The following is a 23,252-nucleotide window of genomic DNA, read 5'->3' on the forward strand; positions in this document are numbered from 1 at the left end:
GAGTCGAGCGAGGCCGAACTCTAGCGTCTGCACCAGACGCGCGCAACGCAGAGGACGCCCCGAGCGCGGCAGCTTTTTGTTACCATCGGCCCCCTATAGAGCGCCCGAGCGCCATTGACCTGTAGGAAGCCGCCCTGATGAGCCCAACGTTCGACGTCGTGGAACTCGCCACGACCTATGCCAACAAATCCGCCCAGGACATCCTCAAGCTCGCGTTCGCCGAGTTCGGCGATGACTTGTGGATATCTTTCAGCGGCGCCGAGGACGTGGTGCTGGTGGACATGGCGTGGAAGCTGAACAAGAACGTCAAAGTCTTCAGCCTCGACACCGGCCGCCTGCATCCGGAGACCTATCGCTTCATCGAGCAAGTGCGCGAGCATTACAAGATCGATATTGAAATCGTCTCGCCGGACTACACGAAACTCGAACCGTTCGTGAAGGAAAAAGGCCTGTTCAGTTTCTACAAGGACGGCCACGGCGAATGCTGCGGCATCCGCAAGATCGAGCCGCTGCGGCGCAAGCTGTCCGACGTCAAAGCCTGGGCCACCGGCCAGCGCCGCGATCAGAGCCCGGGCACCCGCAGCGCTGTGGCGGTGCTGGAAATCGACACGGCGTTCTCGACACCGGAACGCACCCTGTACAAGTTCAACCCGTTGGCGCAGATGACCAGCGAGGAGATCTGGGGTTACATCCGCATGCTTGAGCTGCCGTACAACAGCCTGCACGAGCGCGGTTTCATCAGCATCGGCTGCGAACCCTGCACCCGCCCGGTGCTGCCGAACCAGCACGAGCGCGAAGGCCGCTGGTGGTGGGAAGAAGCCACGCAGAAGGAATGCGGACTGCATGCGGGGAATATCATCAGCAAGAGCAAGGTTTGATCCCCCATTTATAGAAAGACCTGTGGGAGCGAGCCTGCTCGCGAAAGCGCCGTTCCAGTCAACGTTTCAGTTGCTCGATCCACCGCATTCGCGAGCAGGCTCGCTCCCACATTGATATGTGCCAGGCACATAAAAGGTGTACACAAGGTTGTCACCATCGGTGCCATTTATGTGTGCACTTTCAGTTCTGACGCCCTGAAAAGTTACACTCCCCAGCAGAATCCCAATCTGCTTGCCTCTATGCAAACTCCCTCCCCTGAAAAAAATTCCTGCCCGATCGATCAATTTATATCGCCTGTTTTTCAGCCACTTATGCCGCATTGATAACTATTCGAAATGAGCCCTGCCGCTTATAGATTGGCAACTGGCACAAATCTGGCTTTATCGCATACATGTTTTGTATACAAAACTGCAAAACATGCACACTTTCGATCCGCAAGCCTGAAGCGCCCTATCCCGTACAGGCTGCAGATGCCCCGTAACCAGTGATGTTTTCACCGCCGCGACGAAGATTTGTCGAGCCTGAGCGCTCATGCACAGTCATCGCGGTGGCGAACGTCAGGAGCCTGCCGGAATGCGTACAAATCTTTCGAATAACATCGCGCTGAATCTGCCCTCCGCCACGCTCGATCAACCGTTGCCCCATGACGGACTGAGCGAGCCGCTGCAACTGAGCCCGCGTCTGCACAACAGCGATCTGGCGCCGACCAAAGCCGAAGGCCGGCGTTGGGGCCAGTACAGCATCTTCGCCCTGTGGACCAACGACGTGCACAACATCGCCAACTACTCGTTCGCTATCGGCCTGTATGCGTTGGGCCTGGGCGGCTGGCAGATTCTGTTGTCGCTGGGGATTGGCGCGGCGCTGGTGTATTTCTTCATGAACCTGTCCGGGTACATGGGGCAGAAAACCGGGGTGCCGTTTCCGGTGATCAGCCGGATCAGTTTCGGCATCCACGGTGCGCAAATCCCTGCATTGATCAGGGCGGTGATCGCCATCGCCTGGTTCGGTATTCAGACGTACCTCGCCTCGGTGGTATTCCGCGTCTTGCTGACTGCCGTGCATCCGGGCTTCGCTGAATACGATCACAACTCGATTCTCGGCCTGTCGACTCTGGGCTGGGTGTGCTTCGTTGCCATCTGGCTGGTGCAACTGGCGATCCTTGCCTACGGCATGGAGATGGTGCGCCGTTACGAGGCATTTGCCGGGCCGGTGATTCTGCTGACCGTTGCTGCCCTCGCCGGGTGGATGTACTTCCAGGCCAACGCGACCATTGCCTGGTCGATCCGCGAGCCGCTGACCGGTGGCGAGATGTGGCGCAACATCTTCGCCGGCGGCGCGTTGTGGCTGGCAATCTACGGCACGCTGATCCTCAACTTCTGCGATTTCGCCCGTTCTTCGCCGTGCCGCAAAACCATCAAGGTGGGAAATTTCTGGGGTTTGCCGGTGAACATTCTGGTATTTGCCGCGATTACCGTGCTGCTGTGTGGCGCGCAGTTCCAGATCAACGGGCGAATCATCGAAAGCCCGACCGAAATCATCGCCTCGATCCCCAACACGTTCTTCCTGGTACTCGGCTGCCTGGCTTTTCTGATCGTCACCGTCGCGGTGAACATCATGGCCAACTTCGTCGCCCCGGCGTTCGTCCTCAGCAACCTGGCGCCGAAGTACCTGACCTTCCGCCGCGCCGGGTTGATCAGCGCGACCATTGCCGTGCTGATCCTGCCGTGGAATCTCTACAACAGCCCGCTGGTGATCGTGTATTTCCTGTCGGGCCTCGGCGCCCTGCTCGGCCCGCTGTACGGAGTGATCATGGTCGACTACTGGCTGATCCGCAAAGGCCGGATCAATGTGCCGCAGCTCTACAGCGAAGACCCCAACGGCGATTATTACTACAGCCGTGGCATCAATTTCCGCGCGGTGGCGGCGTTTATTCCTGCAGCGCTGATCGCCATCGTCCTGGCCCTGGTACCTGGTTTCCACAGCGTTTCGCCGTTCTCCTGGCTGATCGGTGCCGGTATCGCCGGCATGCTTTACCTGATCATCGCCAAGCGCCAGACGCATTACGCCGAAGTCAGCGGCGAATGCATCGCTGTGGATAACGTCAGCCACTGATCCCTTCGCGGCCCGGTTTTCGGGCCGCACCACTGCCCGCAATAAGGATTTTCAATGCGTATTCTCGTGGTCAACGTCAACACCACCGAATCCATCACCGACGCCATCGCCCGCTCGGCGCAGGCCGTCGCTTCGCCCGGTACCGAAATCGTCGGCCTGACCCCGTACTTCGGCGCCGAATCGATTGAAGGCAATTTCGAAAGCTACCTGGCCGCCATCGCCGTCATGGACCGGGTGATGGCCTACGACCAACCCTTCGACGCCGTGATTCAGGCCGGCTACGGTGAGCACGGCCGCGAAGGCTTGCAGGAATTGCTCAACGTGCCAGTGGTAGATATCACTGATGCGGCGGCCAGCACCGCGATGTTCCTCGGCCATGCCTACTCGGTGGTGACCACGCTGGATCGCACCGTGCCGCTGATCGAAGATCGACTGAAATTGTCCGGTCTGTGGGATCGCTGTGCCTCAGTGCGCGCCAGTGGTCTGGCGGTTCTGGAGCTGGAACACGAACCGCAGCGCGCACTGGAAGCGATCGTGCAGCAGGCCGAACTGGCGGTGACCCAGGACAAGGCCGAGGTGATTTGCCTGGGCTGCGGCGGCATGGCCGGGCTGGACGAGCAGATCCGCCGGCGCACCGGCGTGCCGGTGGTGGATGGCGTGACAGCGGCGGTGACGATTGCCGAATCGCTGGTGCGCTTGAAGTTGTCGACGTCGAAGGTGCGCACGTATGCGACGCCACGGCCGAAGACCATTATTGGCTGGGCGCAGCGCTTTGCTCGATAGACCGAGTTGCGTTTATCGCGAGCAGGCTCACTCCTACATTTGGAATGCGTTCCCCTGTGGGAGCGAGCCTGCTCGCGAATGCAAACGACTCGGTTCCAAGCCTTACTTAGATGGCACTAAACCGCCGCCCTAGTCCCTGCTCAGCAAACTGCTCAATCACAAAATCCACGAACGCCCGGGTCTTGCCCGGCAACAATTTGTGCTCGGCGTAATAGATCGAAATGTTGCCGTCATCGACAAACCAGTCCGGCAGCACCCGCTGCAGTGTCCCCGCCTGAAGATACGGCACCGCAAAGGGCATGCTCACCAGCGCAATGCCCAAACCTTGCATCGCCGTCGCGCACGCCGCCTCGGAATCACTCATGGTCATCCGCGCCCGCAATGTCAGCGGACTGTGTTGCTGATCGCGGTGAGTCAGTTGCCAGGAACGCACGCGCCCGGTCTGCGGTGAGCGAATCAGAATGCCGTCGTGTTGCCTGAGGTCATCGGGATGGCTGATCGGCGCATGTTTTTGCAGATAGTCCTCAGATGCCACCAACACCCGATGCGCCGGTGTCAGCCTGCGCGCAACCACGCCTTGTGGCAGTTCAAAGCCGCCGCCAATCGCCGCGTCGAAGCCCTGCCCGATCAGGTCGACCTGGCGGTTATCGAAATGCCAGTCCGGGTTGATCGCCGGATAGCGCCGCAAGAACTCACCGAGCAGCGGCACGATATACAGACGACCGAACACCGTGCCCATGCTGACTTTCAGCGTGCCGGCCGGTTGCCCGCCGGCACTGGCCAGATTGGCCACGGCATTCTGGATGGTGGTCAGGCTGGCGCTGACTTCACTCAAAAACAGCTGCCCCGCTTCGGTCAGGGTCAGGCTGCGTGTACTGCGCTGGAACAGCCGCACGCCGAGCCGCGCCTCCAGTTTCGCCACGCTTTTGCCCACTGCCGCCGGGGTCAGGCTCAAGCGTCGCGCGGCTTCGGCAAAGCTGCCGACTTCGGCGCTGCGCACAAAGCATTCGATACTGCTGAATGTTTCCATGATCGCCACTATAAACTTCTGGTTTACACAGACTATAGCAATCATGGTCTACCCGGTTGTCGATGCCAGGCCGATACTCGGCACCAACACCAAGGCATTCCGCCTTGAACACTTGGAGATCGAACATGACCACTCAACACCTCAGCGGCAAGGTCGCTCTGATTCAAGGCGGTTCGCGCGGCATCGGCGCAGCCATCGTCAAACGTCTGGCCGCTGAAGGCGCCGCCGTCGCTTTCACTTACGTCAGCTCCGCCGCCAAAGCCGAAGAACTACAGAACAGCATCACCGGCAACGGCGGCAAAGCCTTGGCGATCAAGGCTGACAGCGCCGACGCCAGCGCGATTCGCCACGCCGTCAGCGTCACCGTCGAAGCGTTTGGGCGCCTGGACATTCTGGTCAACAACGCCGGCGTGCTGGCCATCGCGCCGCTGGAAGACTTCAAACTGGAAGACTTCGATCAGACCCTGGCCATCAACGTGCGCAGCGTGTTCATTGCGTCCCAGGAAGCGGCGAAACACATGGGCGAAGGCTCGCGGATCATCAACATCGGCAGCACCAACGCCGACCGCATGCCCTTCGGCGGTGGCGGCGTGTACGCAATGAGCAAATCGGCACTGGTCGGCCTGACCAAAGGCCTGGCCCGCGATCTCGGCCCACGCGGTATCACCATCAACAACGTGCAACCTGGCCCGGTCGACACCGACATGAACCCGGCCCACGGCGAATTCGCCGACAGCCTGATCCCGCTGATGGCCGTCGGTCGTTACGGCACCGCCGATGAAATCGCCAGCTTCGTCGCCTACCTGGCCGGGCCGGAAGCCGGCTACATCACCGGTGCCAGCCTGACCATCGACGGTGGTTTCGGCGCCTGACAGAACGGCAAAAAAAAGCCGCCCTTCTTTATAGGAAGGGCGGCTTTTTTGTTTGAGCGGTCAGGCCAGTTCCAGCGTCGGCAGGCCAAATGCGCTTGGCCTGAAGTCTTTCAGCGAGCGGATAATGCCGTCAGCGTGAGCATATTTCTCATCGGCCATCGCCGCGTCCGGGATGGCGATTGCGGTCATGCCTGCCGCTTTCGCAGCAGTGACCCCAAAAGGCGAATCCTCGAACACCAGACAATCCTTGGGCGCGACGCCCAGACGCCGAGCGGCGGTGAGGAAAATATCCGGCGCCGGTTTGGCCGCGCCGACTTCCGGATCGTCCGCTGTGACGATGAAATCGAACAACGCGAACCAGTCGCGGTGCAAAGTGGTTTTCTGCCCGAACGACTGGCGCGACGAACTGGTGCCGACCGCGATCGGAATGTTGTGCGCCTTGAGGTGACGCACCAGTGCTTCGGCCCCCGGCATCGCCTGGGCCTTGGGGAAACGCTCGCGCATCAGCGGCTCGCGAATCTCCAGGAACTCTTCCGGGCTGATCGGTAACTCCAGCGCCTGCACCACGTAATTGGCCAGGTCATTGGCCCCGCGACCAATGATGTTCTGCTTGACGCTCCAGTCGAAGGTTTTCCCGTAGCGCCCGGCAATCAGCGAGGTGACCTCGGTGTAAATGCCCTCAGTGTCGAGCAGCAAACCGTCCATATCGAAAATCACGGCCTTGATCGGGCCGAACGTCTTCAGCGGTGCATTCATCATCGGATCCGTTAACAAAGACATCCCGGGCGACAGGCAATGTGCCGCAACGCGGATCTGATTAATGGGTTCAGCAGCATAGCGAGGCGGATGGACATTGAGCAACGGGCAACACCATCGACGCCCTTTCGCATTTAGCGAAACCTCCTACAGATACTGCCTACTTACCCGACTTCTTTCCTTTTTGATCCCCTGCAAAGTCCGCGCTCCCGTTTCTTCATATGCGCGAGCGACTGCGAATGTTTCAACCCGATCGGCTCCTGGCCCTGAACAACAGCATCGGACTGCTGGTGGTGGCCGCCCTGAATCCCCAGCAGCCAGATTTCGAAGCGCTGATCGATGAGTTCCGCCTGTGCCTGAACAACTACGACGCCTGGGCCGAGCAGTTCTGGACCGGGACCGCGCTGGACATCGAGCAGGTGTTCAAGGTTGGCAATGACGTACAACTGAGCGCGCCGATCACCTCGCGCGCACCTGTCAGCTCATCGGTGGTCATGTGTCCGGCCAGCGGGCCGCTGACCCTGGTGCATGTGTTTGAAGCCGCGCGCTTCGTGCCGATCGGCGACACGCCGGTGAGCCTCGAACCGCTGCTCAGCGACGTCGACGGTGTGCTGACTTTCGGCGAACCACTGCGCTACACCATCGGCCCGAGCGGGATTCTGGAGGTGACCGATTGCGTGCGGAGCCAGCGCTACCGCATCACCTTCTTTCCCGATGTTTCTACCGACCATGTCCGCGCCCTGTATGCCTCATATGAAGGCGTGATTGCCGGGCTTGAAGGTTGGCTGCGCGGCGAATGGACGGGCTTCCAGCCGCAATGGACGGAGTTTTCCCGCGCCGGTTTTCTCGATCGTTACGGGCAGTTGCAGCGGGCCGATTGGCGTGGCCTGGAAAAAGCCCTGAATGGCGTCTGGGATGACATTCAACAGCTGTTTGCCCTCCTTGCCGATCTGCAGGAGCACAGCGCAAAGCTTCTGGAATACCTCAGCGAAGTCGAACTTGAGGCGCTGCTGGCGGCGTCCAGCGAGGCGATTGCCAACGCCTTGTTGATGCTCAGCGACGAGCCGTGGCTGTTCATTCATCTGGCCGCGTTCACCAGTTGGCTGAAGATGCTGCCGCCGCAATACCTTGCCGAGGTGGTGGCCGAAGTTCGCACCGAGTTGCTGATCAGTTTCCTGTTGATGCGCGTGGCAGGCGGGGCCGGCGTATCGCTGCGTTTGAGCAGCAAGGTCCTGGCGAAGATCAAGTCGCCAAGGGCGCGGGAATGGCTTGCCGCCTCAGCCCTGCGTCTGACTGAGCTCACTTCGACGCAGGAGCTCAAGCAGCACGCGAGCACGCTGAAGCCGCTGATGTTTCATGCGCGCGAGGTGGAGCTGAAGCCGACACCGTCGATTCCGCTGAACATTCGCCAGGCCGACACAGTGGTGTTGAGCGTGCCGAATCCGGCGCCACTCGCGCGGGAAAAAACCCAAGGTATGGCCCGTCTTGAGCGCCACGAGCCCCACGACGACGCTCCCGATCAGGCGAAAAACCCCAACGGCGACGCCGCCGACTGCGTACCCAACACCTGTACCAACGGCTGCCCGGTGTCGATGGTCACCGGCGAAGAACTGCTGACCCTGACCGACGCCGTGCTCGACGGCGTGTTGCCCTTCGAGTTTACCCGTTTGTACCGCAGCAGCGCGGTCGAGATCGACATCGGCCTGGGTTTTGGCTGGAGCCATACGCTCGCGCATCGGCTGGCCTTCGATGGCGATGGCGTGACCTGGATCGACCACGAGAACCGCCGCACCCGCTTTCCCCTGCCCAATGTCGAGCGCCCGGCAATCCACAACAGCCTGTCGCGGGCGGCGATCTTTCTCGGCGATGAGCCGGAAGAACTGATTCTGGCGTTGGCCGGCGACAGTGCGCGGTTTTACCATTTTCGCGCCGGCCGGCTGACGGCAATCAGCGATGTCTACGGCAATCGTCTGACCCTGCAACGCGATCGCTCCGACCGCATTCAGCGTCTGGACAACGGCGCCGGACGCGCCCTGCTGTTGCGTTATGACCGCGCGCAGCTGATGGCGGTCGATTATCAGGTGTTTGTTCAGGGCGAGTGGACCACCGAACAAAACCTTGCCACCTACAGCTTCGATGCGCGGCAACGCCTGCTGGTCGCGACCAACGCGGTCGGCGACAGCGAGCGCTACGACTACGACGACCACCACGTCATCCTCCAGCGCCAGTTGACCGGCGGCGCGAGCTTCTTCTGGGAGTGGCAGCGCGAGGGCAAAGCCGCCCGCTGCGTGCGGCACTGGGCGTCGTTCTCGCAGATGAACACCCGTTACGTCTGGAACGATGATGACGCCAGCGTGACCGTGCATTACGTCGACGGCACCGAAGAAGTCTACGTCCACGACGAGCGCGCGCGGCTGGTGCGCCAGGTTGCGGCCGATGGCGGCGAGCAGCTCAAGGCCTATGACCAGCAGGGGCGCTTGATCGCCGAGCAGGATGCGTTGGGCGCGGTCACCGAATATCGCTACGACGAACTCGGACGGCTGATCGCGCTGATTCCGCCGGACGATGCACCAACGTCCTACGAGTACCGCAACGGTTTTCTCTACAAGCGTTGTCGTGGTGATGCGGTGTGGATTTACCGGCGCAACGCTGAAGGTGCCGTTACCGAAGCGGTCGATCCCGACGGCCAGGTCACCCATTACTACTACAACCTGCGCGGGCAATTGCTGTCGCTGCGTTATCCGGACAGCAGCCGCCACCGCTGGGTGTGGAACGAGCTGGGTCAGCTCATCGAAGAAACCCTGCCCGATGGCGGCGTGCGGCGCTTTTCCTACGATGCGCTGGGCCGGCGGATTACCACCCAGGACGAATTTGGTGTTGTCAGTCGTCAGCAGTGGGACGCGGCCGGCCGACTGATCCTGACGACTTCTCCTACGGGCAGCACGCGCGCCTACAGCTACGGCGCCTACGGCCAGATCACCGCCGAACGCGATGAACTCGGGCGCATCACCCGTTACGAATATGACGACGACCTGCATCTGGTCTCGCGGCGGATCAACCCTGACGGCACCCGCGTGCAGTATCGCTATGACCATGCGCGGCTGTTGCTGACCGAGATCGAAAACGAGTCAGGGGAAAAATACTGCCTGGATTACACGCCGACCGGATTGATCCGACAGGAAACCGGGTTTGATGGGCGGCGTACGGCTTACGTCTACGACCTCAACGGGCACCTGCTGGAGAAGACCGAGTTCGGCGAGCAGGGTTTATCGCTGGTCACCCACTACCAGCGCGATAAGGCCGGGCGTTTGCTGGTCAAGACCCTGCCCGATGGCGCCAAGATCCGCTATGACTACGACCGCCTCGGCCGATTGATCGGTGTCGATGACGGCCAGAACCATCCGCTGGCCTTCGAGTATGACCGTCAGGATCGCTTGATCACCGAGCATCAGGGCTGGGGCACCTTGCGCTACGCCTATGACGCCTGCAGCCAGCTCAAGCGGATGCGCCTGCCGGACAACAGCAAGCTCGACTATCACTATGCCAAGGGCGGTGCGCTGAGCGCCATCGACCTCAACGGCACGCCGCTCACGCGCCACGTCTACCAGTCCGGTCGCGAGCAGCAACGCCAGCAAGGTCTGCTGCTCAGCGAATACTCCTACGACGATCAGGGCCGCTTGCTTGCCCACGCTGTAGGTCATCGCCACGCTTCGCTGTACCGCCGCGATTATGCCTACAGCGCCAACGGCAATCTCGAGCACATTGCCGACAGCCGCCACGGCCAGCGTACTTATGGCTACGACGCCCTCGACCGGTTGATCCGCGTACGTCACTCACGCGACGAACTGCCCGAATCCTTCGCCCACGACCCCGCCGGCAACCTGCTGATGCAGGACCGCCCCGGTCCCGCGCAGATCAAAGGCAATCGCCTGCTGATGCAGGGCGACCGTCATTACGACTACGACGCCTTCGGCAACCTGATCCGCGAACGCCGAGGCCACGGCCAGACCCTGGTCACTGAATACCGCTACGACTGCCAGCACCGCCTGATCGGCCTGACCCGCCCGGACGGCCAGACCGCCACTTATCACTACGACGCCTTCGGCCGGCGCATCCGCAAAACCGTCGACGGCGCCGTCACCGAATTCTTCTGGCAAGGCGAGCACCTCGTCGCCGAAAGCAGCGCCACGCAATACCGCAGCTTCCTTTACGAACCCGGCACCTTCCGCCCACTGGCGATGCTCGACGGCAAAGGCCCGAAAAAGGCCTGCCCGTTCTACTACCAACTCGACCACCTCGGCACCCCGCAAGAGCTCACCGACTACAGCGGCGAAATCGTCTGGTCCGCGCAATACGACGCCTACGGCAAAGTCGCCGCCGTCACCCTCGCTGGCGAGGATTACCTCGACCAACCGCTGCGGTTTCAGGGGCAGTATTTCGATGTTGAAAGTGGGCTGCACTACAACCGGCATCGGTATTACGACCCGAGGCTTGGGCGGTATCTGACGCCGGATCCGGTGAAGCTCGCGGGTGGGTTGAACCAGTACCAGTACGTGCCGAATCCGACGGGGTGGGTGGATCCGTTGGGGTTGACGTCCAATTGTCCGCCAAAAGGCCGAAAAACGACCGGCTGTCCAAAACCTAATGAAGTCGAGCCCCCGCTGGTTTCTCGGCGAGGCGCGTTCAGAAAGGCAAAACTTGACTCGGGAATACCAAAAGGGCAGCAGCCCGACATTCAAGTCGATGAGATCAGCGGCAAGCAGAAGCAATTCACTTATGCCAACATGACAGATAGGAAAGGCAATAACATCTTGGACAGTAGTGGAAAGCCAATCATAACTAGAGAATATAAATACACCAGAGAGGATGGCTTTATATTGATCCTCCAAGATCATTCCGCGGGCCATAAATACGGAGATATAAATAACCGGGGAGATCAAGGCCCTCACATAAATGTGCGACCTGCGGATGACAGGCGGAATGGCAAGGTAAAAAACACAAGCGATCATTACCCATTCAGGAGATCACGATGAAAAACTGGAACGAAATAGAGGGAAGCAAACTTTTCAATATGGTATTCAGCAGACTTATACCTATCTCAGAGATTAAGCTATTCGCTCTGAACATAGACAATAACCTTTCAACACTGACCTTGGCATTTGACATCAGAGAAACACCAGACACTCCTCCAAAGAAATGGGATCTCATAGGATACAATGCTTGCCGTATCGGAATAACGTGCAGTGAAGTTCGAGGCTTGACAACATCAAACATTCCAACGCAAGAAACATTAAACCTATCCATCCAACTCATTGGGGATAGGTACTCTGTTTCCGCCACATCCATGTCGTCAGAGTTAAAATTCACTACATCATCATTAAGATTGAGAGAACCAAGTGTGTACTTAACAGAAACACCTTTCTAGACCATTCAATAATCAAACGCTTTTTTGCAGGTGATATTTTGTCTCTTGAGGACTTGATCAAAGGCTTCCTCAGTAAAGTCGAAGAAGGAACAACGCTTCTGAAGAAAAAATTTGGTACACGAAACATTCTTAGGCTCTGGCGAAGTGGCCAAATAGAACGTTGCGGAGAAATTATTGATGGCGTGGAGTATGAGTTGCATGGCGTAGGCTGTGCTATCCATTTTCCCACAGAGTTAGTAGATTTCGATTACGGACCAAACAACAGGATCGACGGCTTTGACGTGTGGCGTCTTTATATGTACGCCGCCGACAGGCCTGAAGAGTACAAAAAATACACTGACATCAATTTTCTTGAGAGCGAGTTCAAGTCTTATATAGACTCAGGCAGAATCAAAAAAATATCGCCCTCCGATGACCTCTATGAATTAATCGACCCGCCGGTAAACCTCTGAAAACGAGGGCATGGCTCGCAGATGACTAAGAAATATCCCGCGCATATTGTAGAGATCGACCCAATCATCGAAGAAATGGTCCTGCTCAGCATCAACGGTGTGACTGTTAGATGTTTCGCAGGCCACTGCCCGTCAGTCATCGAAGTAGGTGAGACCTACTCAGCCGAGTTCGAAATGGTGCTACCGGACGAAATTGACATCGCAAAATGTGAAAACAGCGAAACATATGTCGAGATGCTTGACGACGGTTTCTCATGCGAGATTCAGGGGCGCTTAGAAGGCGATACGCTCAAGTCGTTCGTCGAATTTGCGGATCAAGATATCCACTTCGATTTTCCGCACCTCAATGGTCAGTTTGTAAAAATCAGAGCACAAAGAATCGACGTCTCGTTCTGAGGAACAGATTTTCTGCAGGGCCTGCTGAGTCAGGCCCTTAAACCATCATTCAAACCCTCAGCACCCCCTCACTGCTCATCCCCATCCTCCTCATACTCCATATCCGCCTCATCCGCATCGTTCAACGGCACCGTCGCATCATCCATCAGCGAGCCCGGATCTTCGTTCCCCGGGTCATTGATAAACGGCAATCCACTCGGGCCCTTCTCTTCTTTGCCTTCGGTTTCTGGAGTCATGGCGCACCTCTTGAGCGTGTGGGTTGTATGACGTTCGAAAAGCCCTATCGCCAATCGTTCCTCTGTCTGACGGCCAGACACGAAAAACCCGGCGCCAGGCCGGGTTTTTGTTGATCAATCAGCGATGTTTATTTTTGTGTTTGTTCTTGTGCTTGTGGCCGCCGGAATGAGATCCGCCGTCGTCGTCGCCAAGATTGTTACCTACCGCGCCGCCTGCTGCGCCGCCCAGGCCCGCGCCGATGGCGGAGCCGGTGGAGCCGCCGAGGCTGTTGCCGACGACCGAGCCGCCTGCTGCGCCCAGACCGCCGCCAATCGCGGCTTCGGTGCGGTTGCGTTTGTTCGCGCCGACGGCACTGCCCGCCGCGCCGCCTACACCCGCGCCGACCGCTGCGCCCGTGCTGCCGCCAAGTTGTCCGCCAACCACATTACCCAGCGCACCGCCGAGACCACCGCCTACGGCAGCGGTGCCATCTCCGGCCGCCATCGCGCCCTGCGCCACGACCAAGCCAAAAAACAGTGCAGATAATGACAATCGCATATGAACCTCGCAGTTCCCGAATCGGGACAGTCCGCCCAAGCGGGGCGTATGCAGATTGGAGATGATTTCGCACGAAACGTTCAGCCATGAAAAAGCCCGACATCGAGTCGGGCCTCTTCTGACAGCGTTCGGGATTAGTGGCGCTTATGGCCTTTGCCCAGATTGCTGCCGACTGCGCCGCCGGCCGCACCGCCCAGACCCGCGCCGATGGTGGCGCCGTTGCGGCCGCCCAGGCTGTTGCCGATCACCGAGCCACCGGCTGCACCGACACCGCCGCCGATCGCCGCTTTGGTGCGGCTGCCCTTGCGCGCGGCGACTGCGCTGCCCGCTGCGCCCGCGACGCCGGCGCCAATGGCGGCGCCGGTGCTGCCGCCCATTTTCTGACCGACCACGTTACCCAGCGCGCCACCCAGGCCACCGCCCAGCGCCGCGGTGCCATCACCGGCAGCCATCGCACCTTGAGCAACCAGAAGGCCAAGAACCAACGCAGGCAATGTTAAACGCATGACGAAAACCTCAAATAAACAGGATGACGAGAAGGAGCGGGATTTAATGTGCTCGGCGCAGGAAAGTCCAGACGCAGGCGGCAGCGTCGATTGGACCGCGCTCAGGAAAAAGGTTTAATGCCGGGCAAAAAAAAGCCCGCTGGGGAGACGGGCTGGAGACTTGCTTTCTAACGGATGGCTTCACCCTACGTTGACCAACGTGAAAAGTTTGTGAAAAAAAACCGACATTAATGTCAACGCCCGCCAGGCATTTCCGATCCGCACTCCCGCGCACGTAAAAAACCCCGTTCAGTGACGGGGTACGGGATGAAATCACTTTCTGGCCCTTGCCGTGACCCTGGGCAGGAATTTCGCTTTCGGCCCTTTCGGGGCCGTGGATTTGATTTTGCCGGTGCTCACCGGATCTTCGCCAAAACCCGACTGATACTCCGTTTGACCGCAGCGCACACAGTTGTTGAAGGAAAACTCAGCGCCATCGTCTTCGATATATGGACCTGTCATAGCCTCTCCCCTGCGGAACCGGGCCGATACTGGCAAAACTGTTTTGCCTGAAAAATATCGACCTCCGAGGATTTTGAGACTAGCCGGTCATTCCGGGACTAGCCGTACACGAAGCCTGGTCTCCGACGAGCGGAGGATCCGCCCCAATTGGACAATTGGAGCCCTATCGCCCAAGACCGTTGGCCTTGGAGACGATTTCCTCTACGCAGGCCGAGACTGACATTTGACTTGCATCGAAAACCAAGGCGGGAGATTCAGGCACTTCGTAAGGTGCGCTGATCCCCGTAAACTCCGGGATCAGACCAGCGCGGGCCTTGCGATAAAGTCCCTTAGGATCCAGCCGCTCACATACATCGAGTGGCGTGTTCAGATAGACCTCAAGAAAACGCTCGTCGCCAATGATGGATCGGGCTTTTTCACGGCTCACTCTGGTCGGAGAGATACATGCCACCATCACGGTGATACCCGCGTCATTCATCAAACGCGCTACTTCAGCGATACGGCGAATATTTTCGGAGCGATCCTCAGCACTGAAACCCAAGTCGCTGCAAAGTCCGTGACGAACATTATCGCCATCCAGCACGAAGGCAGGCTTGCCACTTTCAATCAGCTTTTTTTCAATCGCGAACGCCAGCGTCGATTTGCCTGAACCGCTCAATCCGGTAAACCAAATGGTAAAAGGCTTCTGCGCCACGGCACGCTCCCGATCACTGGGAGCAACTTGCGTAGGGTGCAGAACGACATTCTCAGGCACGCTGTTTTTTTCGCTTGTCATACGTTTCCTCATCTCGCGTAGAGTCTGAGTTCAAACACGTTGGTCTTGAGCGGCAACTCGCCGCTCAAAAGCCGTAGATCGGGCCAGACATCATGATTGACCGTTATTCGATAAACCGGCTGATAGTCGAACCGATCCAGCGAATACCCAATGAGCCCTCGAGAAAAGGCAGCCTGGCTGCGTCTACGGTAAGACGCCATTCGTCATTCAGATAAAATTCCAGCCCTGCTTCACTTGCTACCACGCGAACGTCACCGCTATGAGGAAGTCCCGTCACCTGCACGTCGGGCTCGGGATTCCAGTGCGCGCCATCATTTGTCCAAAGTACCAGTCCGGCCTCGACATCATTGATAGGCTGTATCAGCAGTGCATTCATATCCGTATCACCGCCACTGCCCTGATAAGTCACCACCGCAACGTGAGAATCGGTAGATGGCGTGTCCAACGAATAACTGAACGCCAGGCTGCGTTGTGCTTGCGAAACGTCTTCAATCTTCTTGATCAGACACAGGTTACCAAGGATGGCCTCTTTGCCGCCGTCTTCGAGTGTCTTCGGCACGCCGTAGACGAGTTCGACGCCCGCCCACTCCTGCTGAATGTTTTTCGAACGCTGGCAAGCAGCCAGGCGCTCTTCAGACTTACGGTTGAACAGACTTCGCTCGAACAACTCCGATACAAACGGAAAAGTATGGCCGTGGTGAGCATAGTCTTTTACGTTCAACAAGCGGACTTCGTTGACGGCGCCGTAAGGACCAAGGCAGATGTAGTCCAGTGCTTTATAGGTGCCCCGTTCCAGAACCCACAAACCGCTCATGGAGCTGCGGCGCAAATCACGTCCGGTCATCTGGCTTTCTCCCACCAGCACGATGTCGGACGAAACGGCCAGGCCTCGCGTATAGATTGGACTCCCCGACTCCCAGAGAACTTCGTTGCTTTCCAGATCGATCAGCGCACCGATATTGCTGTGGCAGGCAATTTTCTGCCCTTCGTCCGATACCCACACATTGTGCAGGCCCGTACGTCGCTCAATGGGCTTGACACTGACCAGCTCCAACGCCGGGTAAGTCAGTACTGCCATTAACGAACCGTTATGGTGGCCGTGAGCGATGACATAAAGATGACCATCTTTTTCGAATACGGAATTGAGATGATCGCCGGTGATTTCTTCCAGTGAAAGACGATCCCAGCGAACGTTGCTCAGCCGCTTTTCCTGAAAATGCCCGGGCTTTTCCAGGTCGACCACAGTGATCGCGTTACGTCCGGTGTTGGTACACACCACGCGACCGTCAGATGCGCAGAGCAGCTGGTGTGGTTCCGAGAGAAAGGTTTCGGAATGGAAACTACCGCGCGAAAGAAATCCCACTTCTGAGGTCGCGTAGGTCTGGATATCCTTCAGCTTTACGTTATCCAGCCCAGAGTGGCTGAGCACAAAATCCTTGCCCCCCGGAAACCATGAAACGCCGTAGTATTCAGTGCGTTCGTTCTCGAGCGGGATAACTTTTCTGGAATGCACCTCGACGAGGAGCAAATATCCTGTGGTCGCAACGACTGCAAATAGCGGTTCCACTACTCTCTACCTCAGTAATGTAAATCTCGACCCTTGTTGATGCAGCGAGTGACGCAGAGCCATGAATGCGGCCATTCTAACTGGTCAGTACAATAGTTCAACGCCAACAAAACCGGATTTCGACCCCTGCGCGCAGCCGATCAATGAGCAGCAAATGATGACCGAGCAATTTTCGAACACGCAGAAAGCAAAAAACCCGACCTCTTTCGAAATCGGGTTTTTTGATATTCAATGTGGCGGTGAAGGAGAGATTCGAACTCTCGATACAGTTTCCTGTATACACACTTTCCAGGCGTGCTCCTTAAGCCACTCGGACACTTCACCGTATCTCTGCAGACATGTTCTGTCTGTCGAGGCGCGCTAATGTAGTCGAAAGCTTTCCTGATGGCAAACTTTTTTTCAGAATTTTCATGCGCTTAAGAGAGCACGCTGCGTTCGGTCGGTGAGCACGATGGCAAACCCGCCAATCTCGGGTGAGGCGCGCGCTTCCTTTATAGAAGGCAAGAGGTGTGCGGCGCAGGCTGAACGCCGAAATGGTGACCGGCAGGTCAGTCACGGCGCTTTACCTGGCCTGCGACGGTGGGTAACGTCTGCCCATCTTTCTAATAAGGAATAGCGTCATGAGCGAGTTGATTGCCTACCACCTCGAAGACGGTATCGCGACCCTGACCCTGAACAATGGCAAGGTCAACGCGATTTCTCCGGATGTGATTGCGGCGTTTAACGCGGCGCTGGATCAGGCGGTGGCGGATCGCGCCGTGGTGATCATTACCGGGCAGCCGGGGATTCTGTCGGGTGGTTATGATCTGAAGGTGATGACCGCCGGCCCGAAAGAAGCCGTTGCGCTGGTAACGGCCGGTTCGACCCTGGCCCGCCGTCTGCTCTCTCACCCGTTCCCGGTGATCGTTGCTTGCCCGGGGCACGCTGTGGCCAAGGGCGCTTTCCTGCTGTTGTCCGCCGATTACCGCATTGGTGTCGACGGCCCGTTCAGCATCGGTCTGAACGAAGTGCAAATCGGCATGACCATGCACCACGCCGGTATCGAGCTGGCGCGTGATCGCTTGCGGCGTTCGGCTTTCCATCGCTCGGTGATCAATGGCGAGATGTTCGATCCGCAAAGTGCCGTTGATGCAGGCTTCCTCGACAAAGTCGTCACTGCCGAAGAATTGCAAGGCGCCGCGCTGGCTGCCGCGCGTCAGTTGAAGAAGATCAACATGCTGGCGCACAAGAACACCAAACTCAAAGTGCGCAAGCAGCTGCTGGAAACCCTCGATGACGCCATTGTCCAGGATCAGCAGCATTTAGGCTGATTCGTCCGAGATCTGCGCGCTAGCGAAAAGCCCGATCCGCGTGTCGGGCTTTTTCTTACATGCCGCGTTGAATATTCACTGGAAGCTCTAGGACGCGCCTGACAGGCAATACTGAAACATGCGCTTAAACATCGGCCATCTCCGGACTCTATAGCGGCAATTGCCGAAAACAGTGCACATCCGTACACTGCGCCACCTTTTGTCCCGGTGGGCCTGTAAAAATGCTGTTCGTGCTTCGTATGTTGTTGATGGGCCTGCACTTTATTTTGGCGGGCGTGCTCGGCGTGATCCTCGGATTGTGCCGCCCGTTCAACCCGGACAACAGCCGACTCTGCGCCCGTCTCTACGCTTTGCCGGCGATGTGTATCTTGCGTTTGCGGGTCAAGTCGGAGGTCAACGGCTTGATGAACAAGCCCGACAGTTGCGTGATCATCGCCAACCATCAGTCCAACTACGATCTGTTCGTGTTCGGCAATGTCGTCCCTCGTCGCACCGTGTGTATCGGCAAGAAAAGCCTGAAGTGGGTGCCGTTGTTCGGCCAGTTGTTCTGGCTGGCCGGCAATGTGTTGATCGACCGTGGCAATGCGCACAAGGCGCGACAGTCGATGCTGACGACCACCCACACCTTGCAGAACGAAGACACCTCGATCTGGGTGTTTCCGGAAGGCACCCGCAACCTCGGTGAAGATTTGTTGCCGTTCAAGAAAGGCGCGTTCCAGATGGCGATTGCCGCCGGCGTGCCGATCGTTCCGGTGTGCGTGAGCAGCTATATAAAGCACATGCGCCTGAATCGCTGGCGCAGTGGCAACGTTCTCATACGTTCCTTGCCGGCGATTCCTACAGTCGGATTGACCATGGACGACATGCCCATGCTCATTGAGCGATGCCGCGAGCAGATGCGCGAGTGCATCGAGTCGATGGATCGGCAACTGCAAGCCGCGTGAAAAACAAACCCGCCCTGTGCGGGTTTTCTTTTGCCAGATGAACTGTAGAAGTTTCACTGACTCTCAAGCAGCGACACGGCTAAGCTGAAGCCTTGTTCTCCTGCCATCTGCCAAGAAGAAGTGAACCACCACCATGGGTCGAGTTGTTGCTGCTGCGGTGTACAGCGAGGGTAAGAAAGTCACCAATATTTCGCTGGACGAAGGTGCTGCGTGGGCGGCCAAGCCCGGCCACTTCGTCTGGATCGGTCTGGAAGAACCGGACGCACAGGAATTGTCCAACTTGCAACGCCAGTTCAACCTGCATGAACTGGCCATCGAAGATGCGCTGGAAAAACACAGCCGACCGAAACTGGAAACCTTTGGTGACGCTCTGTTTATCGTCACCTACTCACCGGTCCGCGAAAACGGCGTTTTGCAATTCATCGAAACGCATATCTTCGCTGGCAGGGGTTACATCATCACTGCTCGCAACGGCCACTCCGCGTCGTATGCCTATGTGCGCCAACGCTGTGAAGCGCGCCCGCTGTTGCTTGAGCACGGGGAGGATTTCGTCCTGTATGCGCTGCTCGATTTCGTCATCGAGAATTATCAGCCGGTGGGCGAAGCGATCCACGCCGAGATCGATGAGCTGGAGCGCAACGTGCTGTGCAGCGCCCTAAACGAGCGAGACATCCAGAAGCTGCACGGTTTGCGCCGTGATGTGGTGCGCTTGCGTCGCTACGCGGCACCGATGGTGGAAATCGGCGAAGAGCTGCAAAAGCTCAGCTTCCCGTTCATCGACAAGAACATGCGCCCGTACTTTCGCGACGTGCAGATTCACGTGACGCGGCAGATGGAAGACCTGAGCACGCTGGCGGACATTGCCAGCCAGACCATCGAAATTGGCGTGTTGCTCGAGGCATCACGGCAGAGCGTGGTGCAGCGCAAGTTTGCAGCGTGGGCGGCAATTCTCGCGTTCCCGACAGCGGTGGCGGGGATTTACGGGATGAACTTCCAGAACATGCCGGAATTGACCTGGCATTACGGTTATTTTGCGGTGCTGGGGTTTATTGCGGTGGGGTGTGTGAGTTTGTGGGCGAGTTTCAAGAAGTCGGGCTGGTTGTAGAAAGCAAATGATCGCAGCCTTCGGCAGCGCCTACAGAATGTCAGTGTAGGAGCTGCCGAAGGCTGCGATCTTTTGATCTTGCAATTGTCAGGCAGCTTCTGGTTTGTGCGCCACAAACCGCATCATCCACTCCGCTACTGTAGCGCCGTGGTGCTCCTGCTCAAGGCTTGCCACACCCTTGCTGTAGATCTGCGAACCCAGCGCTTCCTGGCGCAGATCAAGCAGCGCGCGCGAGTAATCGTGAATGAATTCCGGGTGGCCCTGAAAGCACAGCACTTGATCGTTGATGTGATACGCCGCGAACGGGCAGAAATCGCTGGAGGCGATCACCGTCGCATTCTCTGGTAGTTCGGTTACCTGATCCTGGTGGCTGATCAGCAGTGTCAGCTCTTCGCGCACCGGGCTCATCCACGGTGCTTTGGCCGCCAGCTTGTAGTTGTGGGTGCCGACGCCCCAACCCTGGGATGCGCGCTCGCTCTTGCCGCCAAGCAGCAGCGCCAGCAATTGATGGCCGAAGCACACGCCGAGCAATTTGTCGCCGCGTTCGTAGCGATTCAAAAGATAGGTTTTGAGGGTCTGGATCCACGGATCCGTGCCGAACGAATCAGCCTTGCTACCGGTGACCAGATACGCATCGAAGGTTTGGTCGTCGCTTGGGTATTCGCCATTCACCACGTTATATACAGTGAACTCAGCGGCGATCGGTTGCTGCGAGAACAGGCGCTGGAACATCTGCCCATAGCCCTGATATTGGTCAATCAGTTCGGGCCGCAGGATGTCGGTTTCGAGAATGCAGATGCGCAGCGACATAAAAAATACCTGACACGTGATGGGAATAATGAACACCCCAGAGCCTGCCTTGAAACACGTGGCCAAGGCAAGCCCCGAAATGCTCGCTGGCCCTAGAACATTTCACCTTTCGCCGCTTTGTCCAGCAGCAGCGCTGGCGGGGTAAAACGCTCGCCGTATTGCTCGGCCAGATACTGCGCGCGGGCGATGAAGTCCTTCAGGCCATACTGGTTGATGAACTGCAGCGCACCGCCGGTCCACGCGGCGAAACCGATGCCGAAGATCGAGCCGACGTTGGCATCCGCCGTCGAGGTCAGCACACCCTCCTCCACACAGCGCACGGTTTCGATGGCCTGCACAAACAACAGCCGATCACGCACATCCTTCGCAGAGATCTGTCCGTCGGCCTTCTCGAAGCGCGTTTTCAGCTCCGGCCATAAATGCTTCTGGGCACCGGCTGGATACTCATAAAAACCGCCTCCGGCAGCTTTACCCGGTCGCTTGAATTCATTGAGCATCAAGTCAATCACGGCAAAGGCCGGGTGCTCAATCAGCGGTTTCCCTTCAGCCTGTAGGTCCTTGGCCGTCTGTTGACGGATATGGCTCATCAGGCTGAGGGAAACTTCGTCGGAGATTGCCAGAGGCCCGACCGGCATCCCGGCCTTGCGCGCTTCGGTCTCGATCATCGGCGCACTGACGCCCTCGCCGAGCATGGCAATGCCTTCGTTGGTGAACGTGCCGAACACCCGCGAGGTAAAGAAGCCGCGACTGTCGTTGACCACGATCGGAGTTTTCTTGATTTGCAGGACGAAATCGAAACCGCGTGCCAGGGTTTCGTCGCTGGTCTGCGCACCCTTGATGATTTCCACCAGCGGCATTTTTTCTACCGGACTGAAGAAATGCAGGCCGATGAATTTGCTTTGATCGGGCACCGCCGTCGCCAGACCGGTGATCGGCAGCGTCGAGGTATTGGAAGCAATGACCGCTTCGCCGCCCACGACCTGTTGCGCGGCGGCGGACACCCTGGCTTTGAGTTGGCGATCTTCGAACACCGCTTCGATGATCAGATCGCAACCGGCCAGATCGGCATCGCTTTCGCTCGCAACGATCCGCGCCAGCACCGCTTCGCGCTGTTCGGCAGTCATTTGGCCACGGGCAACTTTCTTGTCCAGCAGCGCTGCGGAATGCGCTTTGCCCTTCTCGGCAGCGGCAAGGTTGATGTCCTTGAGCACGACGTCGATACCGGCCGAGGCGCTGACAAACGCGATGCCTGCGCCCATCATTCCGGCGCCGAGCACACCGACTTTGCGGGTTTTATAGGGTGCAAAACCTTGCGGCCTGGAACCGCCGGCGTTGATCTCGTTCAGTTGAAACCAGAACGTACCGATCAGATTTTTCGAGATCTGCCCGGTCGTCAGCTCGGTGAAGTAGCGGGTTTCGATCAGGTGCGCGGTGTCGAAATCGACCTGAGCGCCCTCCACCGCCGCGCATAGAATCTTCTCTGGCGCTGGCAACGTGCCTTGGGTTTTCGTGCGCAGGATCGATGGCGCGATCGCCAGCATCTGCGCCACTTTCGGGTTGGATGGCGTGCCGCCAGGAATCTGGTACCCCTTGACGTCCCAGCGTTGCACTGCCGCCGGATTGGCCATAATCCAAGCGCGCGCCTTGGCCAACAATTCGTCTGGATCCGCTGCCAACTCATCGATCAGCCCGGCCTGCAACGCCTGTTGCGGGCGCACCTTCTTGCCTTCAAGCAAGTACGGCAGGGCTTTTTCGATGCCGAGCATGCGCACCATGCGCACCACCCCGCCGCCGCCCGGCAAAAGGCCCAGGGTCACTTCCGGAAGACCGAGTTGCACCGAGGCGTCATTAACAGCAATGCGGTGGTGACAGGCCAGACAGATTTCCCAGCCGCCGCCCAGCGCAGCGCCGTTGATCGCCGCGACCACCGGTTTACCGAGGGTTTCCAGGCTGCGCAATTGCGCCTTGAGGGTCAGCACCATGTCGTAGAAGGCTTTGGCTTCGGGTTTGCCGACCTTGATCAGCTCGTTGAGATCGCCGCCGGCGAAAAAGGTCTTCTTCGCCGAAGTGATGATCACTCCGGCAATGCTGTCTTTCTCGGCCAGCAAGCGGGCGACGCAAGCGGCCATGGACTCGCGGTACACGGCGTTCATGGTGTTGGCGCTCTGGCCCGGCATGTCCATGGTCAGCACGACGACGCCGTCCTGGCCTTTTTCGTAACGAATGGCTTCGCTCATAACAAGATTCCTTGAAGT

At 58.3% G+C, this 23,252-nt stretch carries 21 protein-coding genes and 1 tRNA gene; 11 read left to right on the forward strand and 11 right to left on the reverse strand.

Features of this window, described 5'->3' with window-relative positions; all coding sequences use genetic code 11:
• Window positions 1–137 precede the first annotated feature (137 nt).
• From ACMYUN_RS05600 to ACMYUN_RS05610, 3 genes are all read left to right on the forward strand, one after another.
• Window positions 138–878 carry a phosphoadenylyl-sulfate reductase gene (locus ACMYUN_RS05600; RefSeq protein ID WP_041479156.1) on the forward strand — a complete coding sequence of 247 codons (741 nt, stop codon included), beginning with the start codon at window positions 138–140 and terminating at the stop codon, window positions 876–878.
• A gap of 574 nt (window positions 879–1,452) precedes the next feature.
• The gene (locus ACMYUN_RS05605; RefSeq protein ID WP_415763188.1) at window positions 1,453–2,991 is read left to right on the forward strand and encodes an NCS1 family nucleobase:cation symporter-1; all 1,539 of its coding nucleotides are present in this window, start codon (window positions 1,453–1,455) and stop codon (window positions 2,989–2,991) included.
• A gap of 54 nt (window positions 2,992–3,045) precedes the next feature.
• Entirely contained in the window at window positions 3,046–3,774 is a 729-nt protein-coding gene (locus ACMYUN_RS05610) for an aspartate/glutamate racemase family protein (protein WP_122506523.1), read from the forward strand.
• A gap of 106 nt (window positions 3,775–3,880) precedes the next feature.
• Here ACMYUN_RS05610 and ACMYUN_RS05615 read toward each other — a convergent pair whose 3' ends face one another.
• Window positions 3,881–4,804: a LysR family transcriptional regulator gene (locus ACMYUN_RS05615; protein ID WP_073473947.1), complete on the reverse strand. Its 924-nt coding sequence runs from the start codon at window positions 4,802–4,804 to the stop codon at window positions 3,881–3,883.
• Between the two features lie 125 nt (window positions 4,805–4,929).
• Between ACMYUN_RS05615 and ACMYUN_RS05620 the strand changes: the two genes are divergently transcribed.
• Window positions 4,930–5,676: a 3-oxoacyl-ACP reductase family protein gene (locus tag ACMYUN_RS05620; protein WP_415763189.1), complete on the forward strand. Its 747-nt coding sequence runs from the start codon at window positions 4,930–4,932 to the stop codon at window positions 5,674–5,676.
• Between the two features lie 60 nt (window positions 5,677–5,736).
• Here the strand turns inward: ACMYUN_RS05620 and ACMYUN_RS05625 are convergent, their stop codons facing one another.
• Window positions 5,737–6,432: an HAD-IA family hydrolase gene (locus ACMYUN_RS05625; protein WP_039762976.1), complete on the reverse strand. Its 696-nt coding sequence runs from the start codon at window positions 6,430–6,432 to the stop codon at window positions 5,737–5,739.
• Between the two features lie 239 nt (window positions 6,433–6,671).
• Here ACMYUN_RS05625 and ACMYUN_RS05630 point away from each other — a divergent pair, with 239 nt between their 5' ends.
• Genes ACMYUN_RS05630 through ACMYUN_RS05645 form a run of 4 tightly spaced genes read left to right on the forward strand, consistent with a single transcriptional unit; the run spans window position 6,672 to window position 12,705 of the window.
• Window positions 6,672–11,465: an RHS repeat-associated core domain-containing protein gene (locus ACMYUN_RS05630; RefSeq protein ID WP_415763190.1), complete on the forward strand. Its 4,794-nt coding sequence runs from the start codon at window positions 6,672–6,674 to the stop codon at window positions 11,463–11,465.
• Complete coding sequence (locus tag ACMYUN_RS05635; protein ID WP_415763191.1) at window positions 11,462–11,857, forward strand: Imm50 family immunity protein; 396 nt, start codon at window positions 11,462–11,464, stop codon at window positions 11,855–11,857. The genes ACMYUN_RS05630 and ACMYUN_RS05635 overlap by 4 nt, the downstream gene beginning before the upstream one ends.
• A gap of 38 nt (window positions 11,858–11,895) precedes the next feature.
• The gene (locus ACMYUN_RS05640) at window positions 11,896–12,309 is read left to right on the forward strand and encodes a DUF6896 domain-containing protein (RefSeq protein WP_415763192.1); all 414 of its coding nucleotides are present in this window, start codon (window positions 11,896–11,898) and stop codon (window positions 12,307–12,309) included.
• 21 nt (window positions 12,310–12,330) lie between these two features.
• Window positions 12,331–12,705, forward strand: coding sequence for a hypothetical protein (locus ACMYUN_RS05645; protein WP_415763193.1), 375 nt, complete (start codon window positions 12,331–12,333; stop codon window positions 12,703–12,705).
• A 68-nt stretch (window positions 12,706–12,773) separates the two neighbouring features.
• On the opposite strand, the gene ACMYUN_RS05650 is transcribed toward ACMYUN_RS05645, so the two are convergent.
• From ACMYUN_RS05650 to ACMYUN_RS05680, 7 genes are all read right to left on the reverse strand, one after another.
• The gene (locus tag ACMYUN_RS05650) at window positions 12,774–12,941 is read right to left on the reverse strand and encodes a hypothetical protein (RefSeq protein ID WP_016773805.1); all 168 of its coding nucleotides are present in this window, start codon (window positions 12,939–12,941) and stop codon (window positions 12,774–12,776) included.
• A 118-nt stretch (window positions 12,942–13,059) separates the two neighbouring features.
• A complete protein-coding gene (locus ACMYUN_RS05655) occupies window positions 13,060–13,479 on the reverse strand; it encodes a YMGG-like glycine zipper-containing protein (protein WP_024012287.1) in 420 nt (139 codons plus the stop codon).
• Window positions 13,480–13,613: 134 nt separating this feature from the next.
• On the reverse strand, window positions 13,614–13,985 hold the full coding sequence (locus tag ACMYUN_RS05660; RefSeq protein ID WP_016773803.1) for a hypothetical protein: 372 nt from the start codon (window positions 13,983–13,985) through the stop codon (window positions 13,614–13,616).
• Window positions 13,986–14,297: 312 nt separating this feature from the next.
• A complete protein-coding gene (locus tag ACMYUN_RS05665) occupies window positions 14,298–14,486 on the reverse strand; it encodes a hypothetical protein (protein WP_129999216.1) in 189 nt (62 codons plus the stop codon).
• Between the two features lie 163 nt (window positions 14,487–14,649).
• Complete coding sequence (gene cysC, locus ACMYUN_RS05670; RefSeq protein ID WP_415763194.1) at window positions 14,650–15,261, reverse strand: adenylyl-sulfate kinase; 612 nt, start codon at window positions 15,259–15,261, stop codon at window positions 14,650–14,652.
• Window positions 15,262–15,364: 103 nt separating this feature from the next.
• On the reverse strand, window positions 15,365–16,828 hold the full coding sequence (locus tag ACMYUN_RS05675) for a hypothetical protein (RefSeq protein ID WP_415763195.1): 1,464 nt from the start codon (window positions 16,826–16,828) through the stop codon (window positions 15,365–15,367).
• A 234-nt stretch (window positions 16,829–17,062) separates the two neighbouring features.
• A tRNA-Ser gene (locus tag ACMYUN_RS05680) sits at window positions 17,063–17,152 on the reverse strand.
• Between the two features lie 296 nt (window positions 17,153–17,448).
• Between ACMYUN_RS05680 and ACMYUN_RS05685 the strand changes: the two genes are divergently transcribed.
• The 3 genes from ACMYUN_RS05685 (at window position 17,449) to ACMYUN_RS05695 (ending at window position 20,187) form a co-directional block, all read left to right on the forward strand.
• Window positions 17,449–18,138: a crotonase/enoyl-CoA hydratase family protein gene (locus tag ACMYUN_RS05685; protein WP_039763863.1), complete on the forward strand. Its 690-nt coding sequence runs from the start codon at window positions 17,449–17,451 to the stop codon at window positions 18,136–18,138.
• Window positions 18,139–18,359: 221 nt separating this feature from the next.
• The gene (locus ACMYUN_RS05690; RefSeq protein ID WP_415763196.1) at window positions 18,360–19,082 is read left to right on the forward strand and encodes a lysophospholipid acyltransferase family protein; all 723 of its coding nucleotides are present in this window, start codon (window positions 18,360–18,362) and stop codon (window positions 19,080–19,082) included.
• A 133-nt stretch (window positions 19,083–19,215) separates the two neighbouring features.
• Window positions 19,216–20,187 carry a magnesium and cobalt transport protein CorA gene (locus tag ACMYUN_RS05695; protein WP_325715188.1) on the forward strand — a complete coding sequence of 324 codons (972 nt, stop codon included), beginning with the start codon at window positions 19,216–19,218 and terminating at the stop codon, window positions 20,185–20,187.
• An 87-nt stretch (window positions 20,188–20,274) separates the two neighbouring features.
• Here the strand turns inward: ACMYUN_RS05695 and ACMYUN_RS05700 are convergent, their stop codons facing one another.
• A complete protein-coding gene (locus tag ACMYUN_RS05700) occupies window positions 20,275–20,997 on the reverse strand; it encodes an amidotransferase (protein WP_415763197.1) in 723 nt (240 codons plus the stop codon).
• A gap of 92 nt (window positions 20,998–21,089) precedes the next feature.
• Window positions 21,090–23,234, reverse strand: a complete 2,145-nt coding sequence (locus tag ACMYUN_RS05705; RefSeq protein ID WP_415763198.1) for a 3-hydroxyacyl-CoA dehydrogenase NAD-binding domain-containing protein — start codon at window positions 23,232–23,234, stop codon at window positions 21,090–21,092.
• Between the last annotated feature and the right edge of the window lie 18 nt (window positions 23,235–23,252).

It is taken from the genome of Pseudomonas sp. CP4, assembly GCF_047758505.1.
GTDB lineage: Bacteria > Pseudomonadota > Gammaproteobacteria > Pseudomonadales > Pseudomonadaceae > Aquipseudomonas > Aquipseudomonas fluorescens_AO.

What these genes read in the sequence shown, in the direction of transcription:
- ACMYUN_RS05600 (WP_041479156.1), top strand. Translation starts at nt 138, where the DNA reads ATGAGCCCAACGTTCGACGTCGTGGAACTCGCCACGACCTATGCCAAC.
- ACMYUN_RS05605 (WP_415763188.1), top strand. Translation starts at nt 1,453, where the DNA reads ATGCGTACAAATCTTTCGAATAACATCGCGCTGAATCTGCCCTCCGCC.
- ACMYUN_RS05610 (WP_122506523.1), top strand. Translation starts at nt 3,046, where the DNA reads ATGCGTATTCTCGTGGTCAACGTCAACACCACCGAATCCATCACCGAC.
- ACMYUN_RS05615 (WP_073473947.1), bottom strand. Translation starts at nt 4,804, where the DNA reads ATGGAAACATTCAGCAGTATCGAATGCTTTGTGCGCAGCGCCGAAGTC.
- ACMYUN_RS05620 (WP_415763189.1), top strand. Translation starts at nt 4,930, where the DNA reads ATGACCACTCAACACCTCAGCGGCAAGGTCGCTCTGATTCAAGGCGGT.
- ACMYUN_RS05625 (WP_039762976.1), bottom strand. Translation starts at nt 6,432, where the DNA reads ATGAATGCACCGCTGAAGACGTTCGGCCCGATCAAGGCCGTGATTTTC.
- ACMYUN_RS05630 (WP_415763190.1), top strand. Translation starts at nt 6,672, where the DNA reads ATGTTTCAACCCGATCGGCTCCTGGCCCTGAACAACAGCATCGGACTG.
- ACMYUN_RS05635 (WP_415763191.1), top strand. Translation starts at nt 11,462, where the DNA reads ATGAAAAACTGGAACGAAATAGAGGGAAGCAAACTTTTCAATATGGTA.
- ACMYUN_RS05645 (WP_415763193.1), top strand. Translation starts at nt 12,331, where the DNA reads ATGACTAAGAAATATCCCGCGCATATTGTAGAGATCGACCCAATCATC.
- ACMYUN_RS05650 (WP_016773805.1), bottom strand. Translation starts at nt 12,941, where the DNA reads ATGACTCCAGAAACCGAAGGCAAAGAAGAGAAGGGCCCGAGTGGATTG.
- ACMYUN_RS05655 (WP_024012287.1), bottom strand. Translation starts at nt 13,479, where the DNA reads ATGCGATTGTCATTATCTGCACTGTTTTTTGGCTTGGTCGTGGCGCAG.
- ACMYUN_RS05660 (WP_016773803.1), bottom strand. Translation starts at nt 13,985, where the DNA reads ATGCGTTTAACATTGCCTGCGTTGGTTCTTGGCCTTCTGGTTGCTCAA.
- ACMYUN_RS05665 (WP_129999216.1), bottom strand. Translation starts at nt 14,486, where the DNA reads ATGACAGGTCCATATATCGAAGACGATGGCGCTGAGTTTTCCTTCAAC.
- cysC (WP_415763194.1), bottom strand. Translation starts at nt 15,261, where the DNA reads ATGACAAGCGAAAAAAACAGCGTGCCTGAGAATGTCGTTCTGCACCCT.
- ACMYUN_RS05685 (WP_039763863.1), top strand. Translation starts at nt 17,449, where the DNA reads ATGAGCGAGTTGATTGCCTACCACCTCGAAGACGGTATCGCGACCCTG.
- ACMYUN_RS05690 (WP_415763196.1), top strand. Translation starts at nt 18,360, where the DNA reads ATGCTGTTCGTGCTTCGTATGTTGTTGATGGGCCTGCACTTTATTTTG.
- ACMYUN_RS05695 (WP_325715188.1), top strand. Translation starts at nt 19,216, where the DNA reads ATGGGTCGAGTTGTTGCTGCTGCGGTGTACAGCGAGGGTAAGAAAGTC.
- ACMYUN_RS05700 (WP_415763197.1), bottom strand. Translation starts at nt 20,997, where the DNA reads ATGTCGCTGCGCATCTGCATTCTCGAAACCGACATCCTGCGGCCCGAA.
- ACMYUN_RS05705 (WP_415763198.1), bottom strand. Translation starts at nt 23,234, where the DNA reads ATGAGCGAAGCCATTCGTTACGAAAAAGGCCAGGACGGCGTCGTCGTG.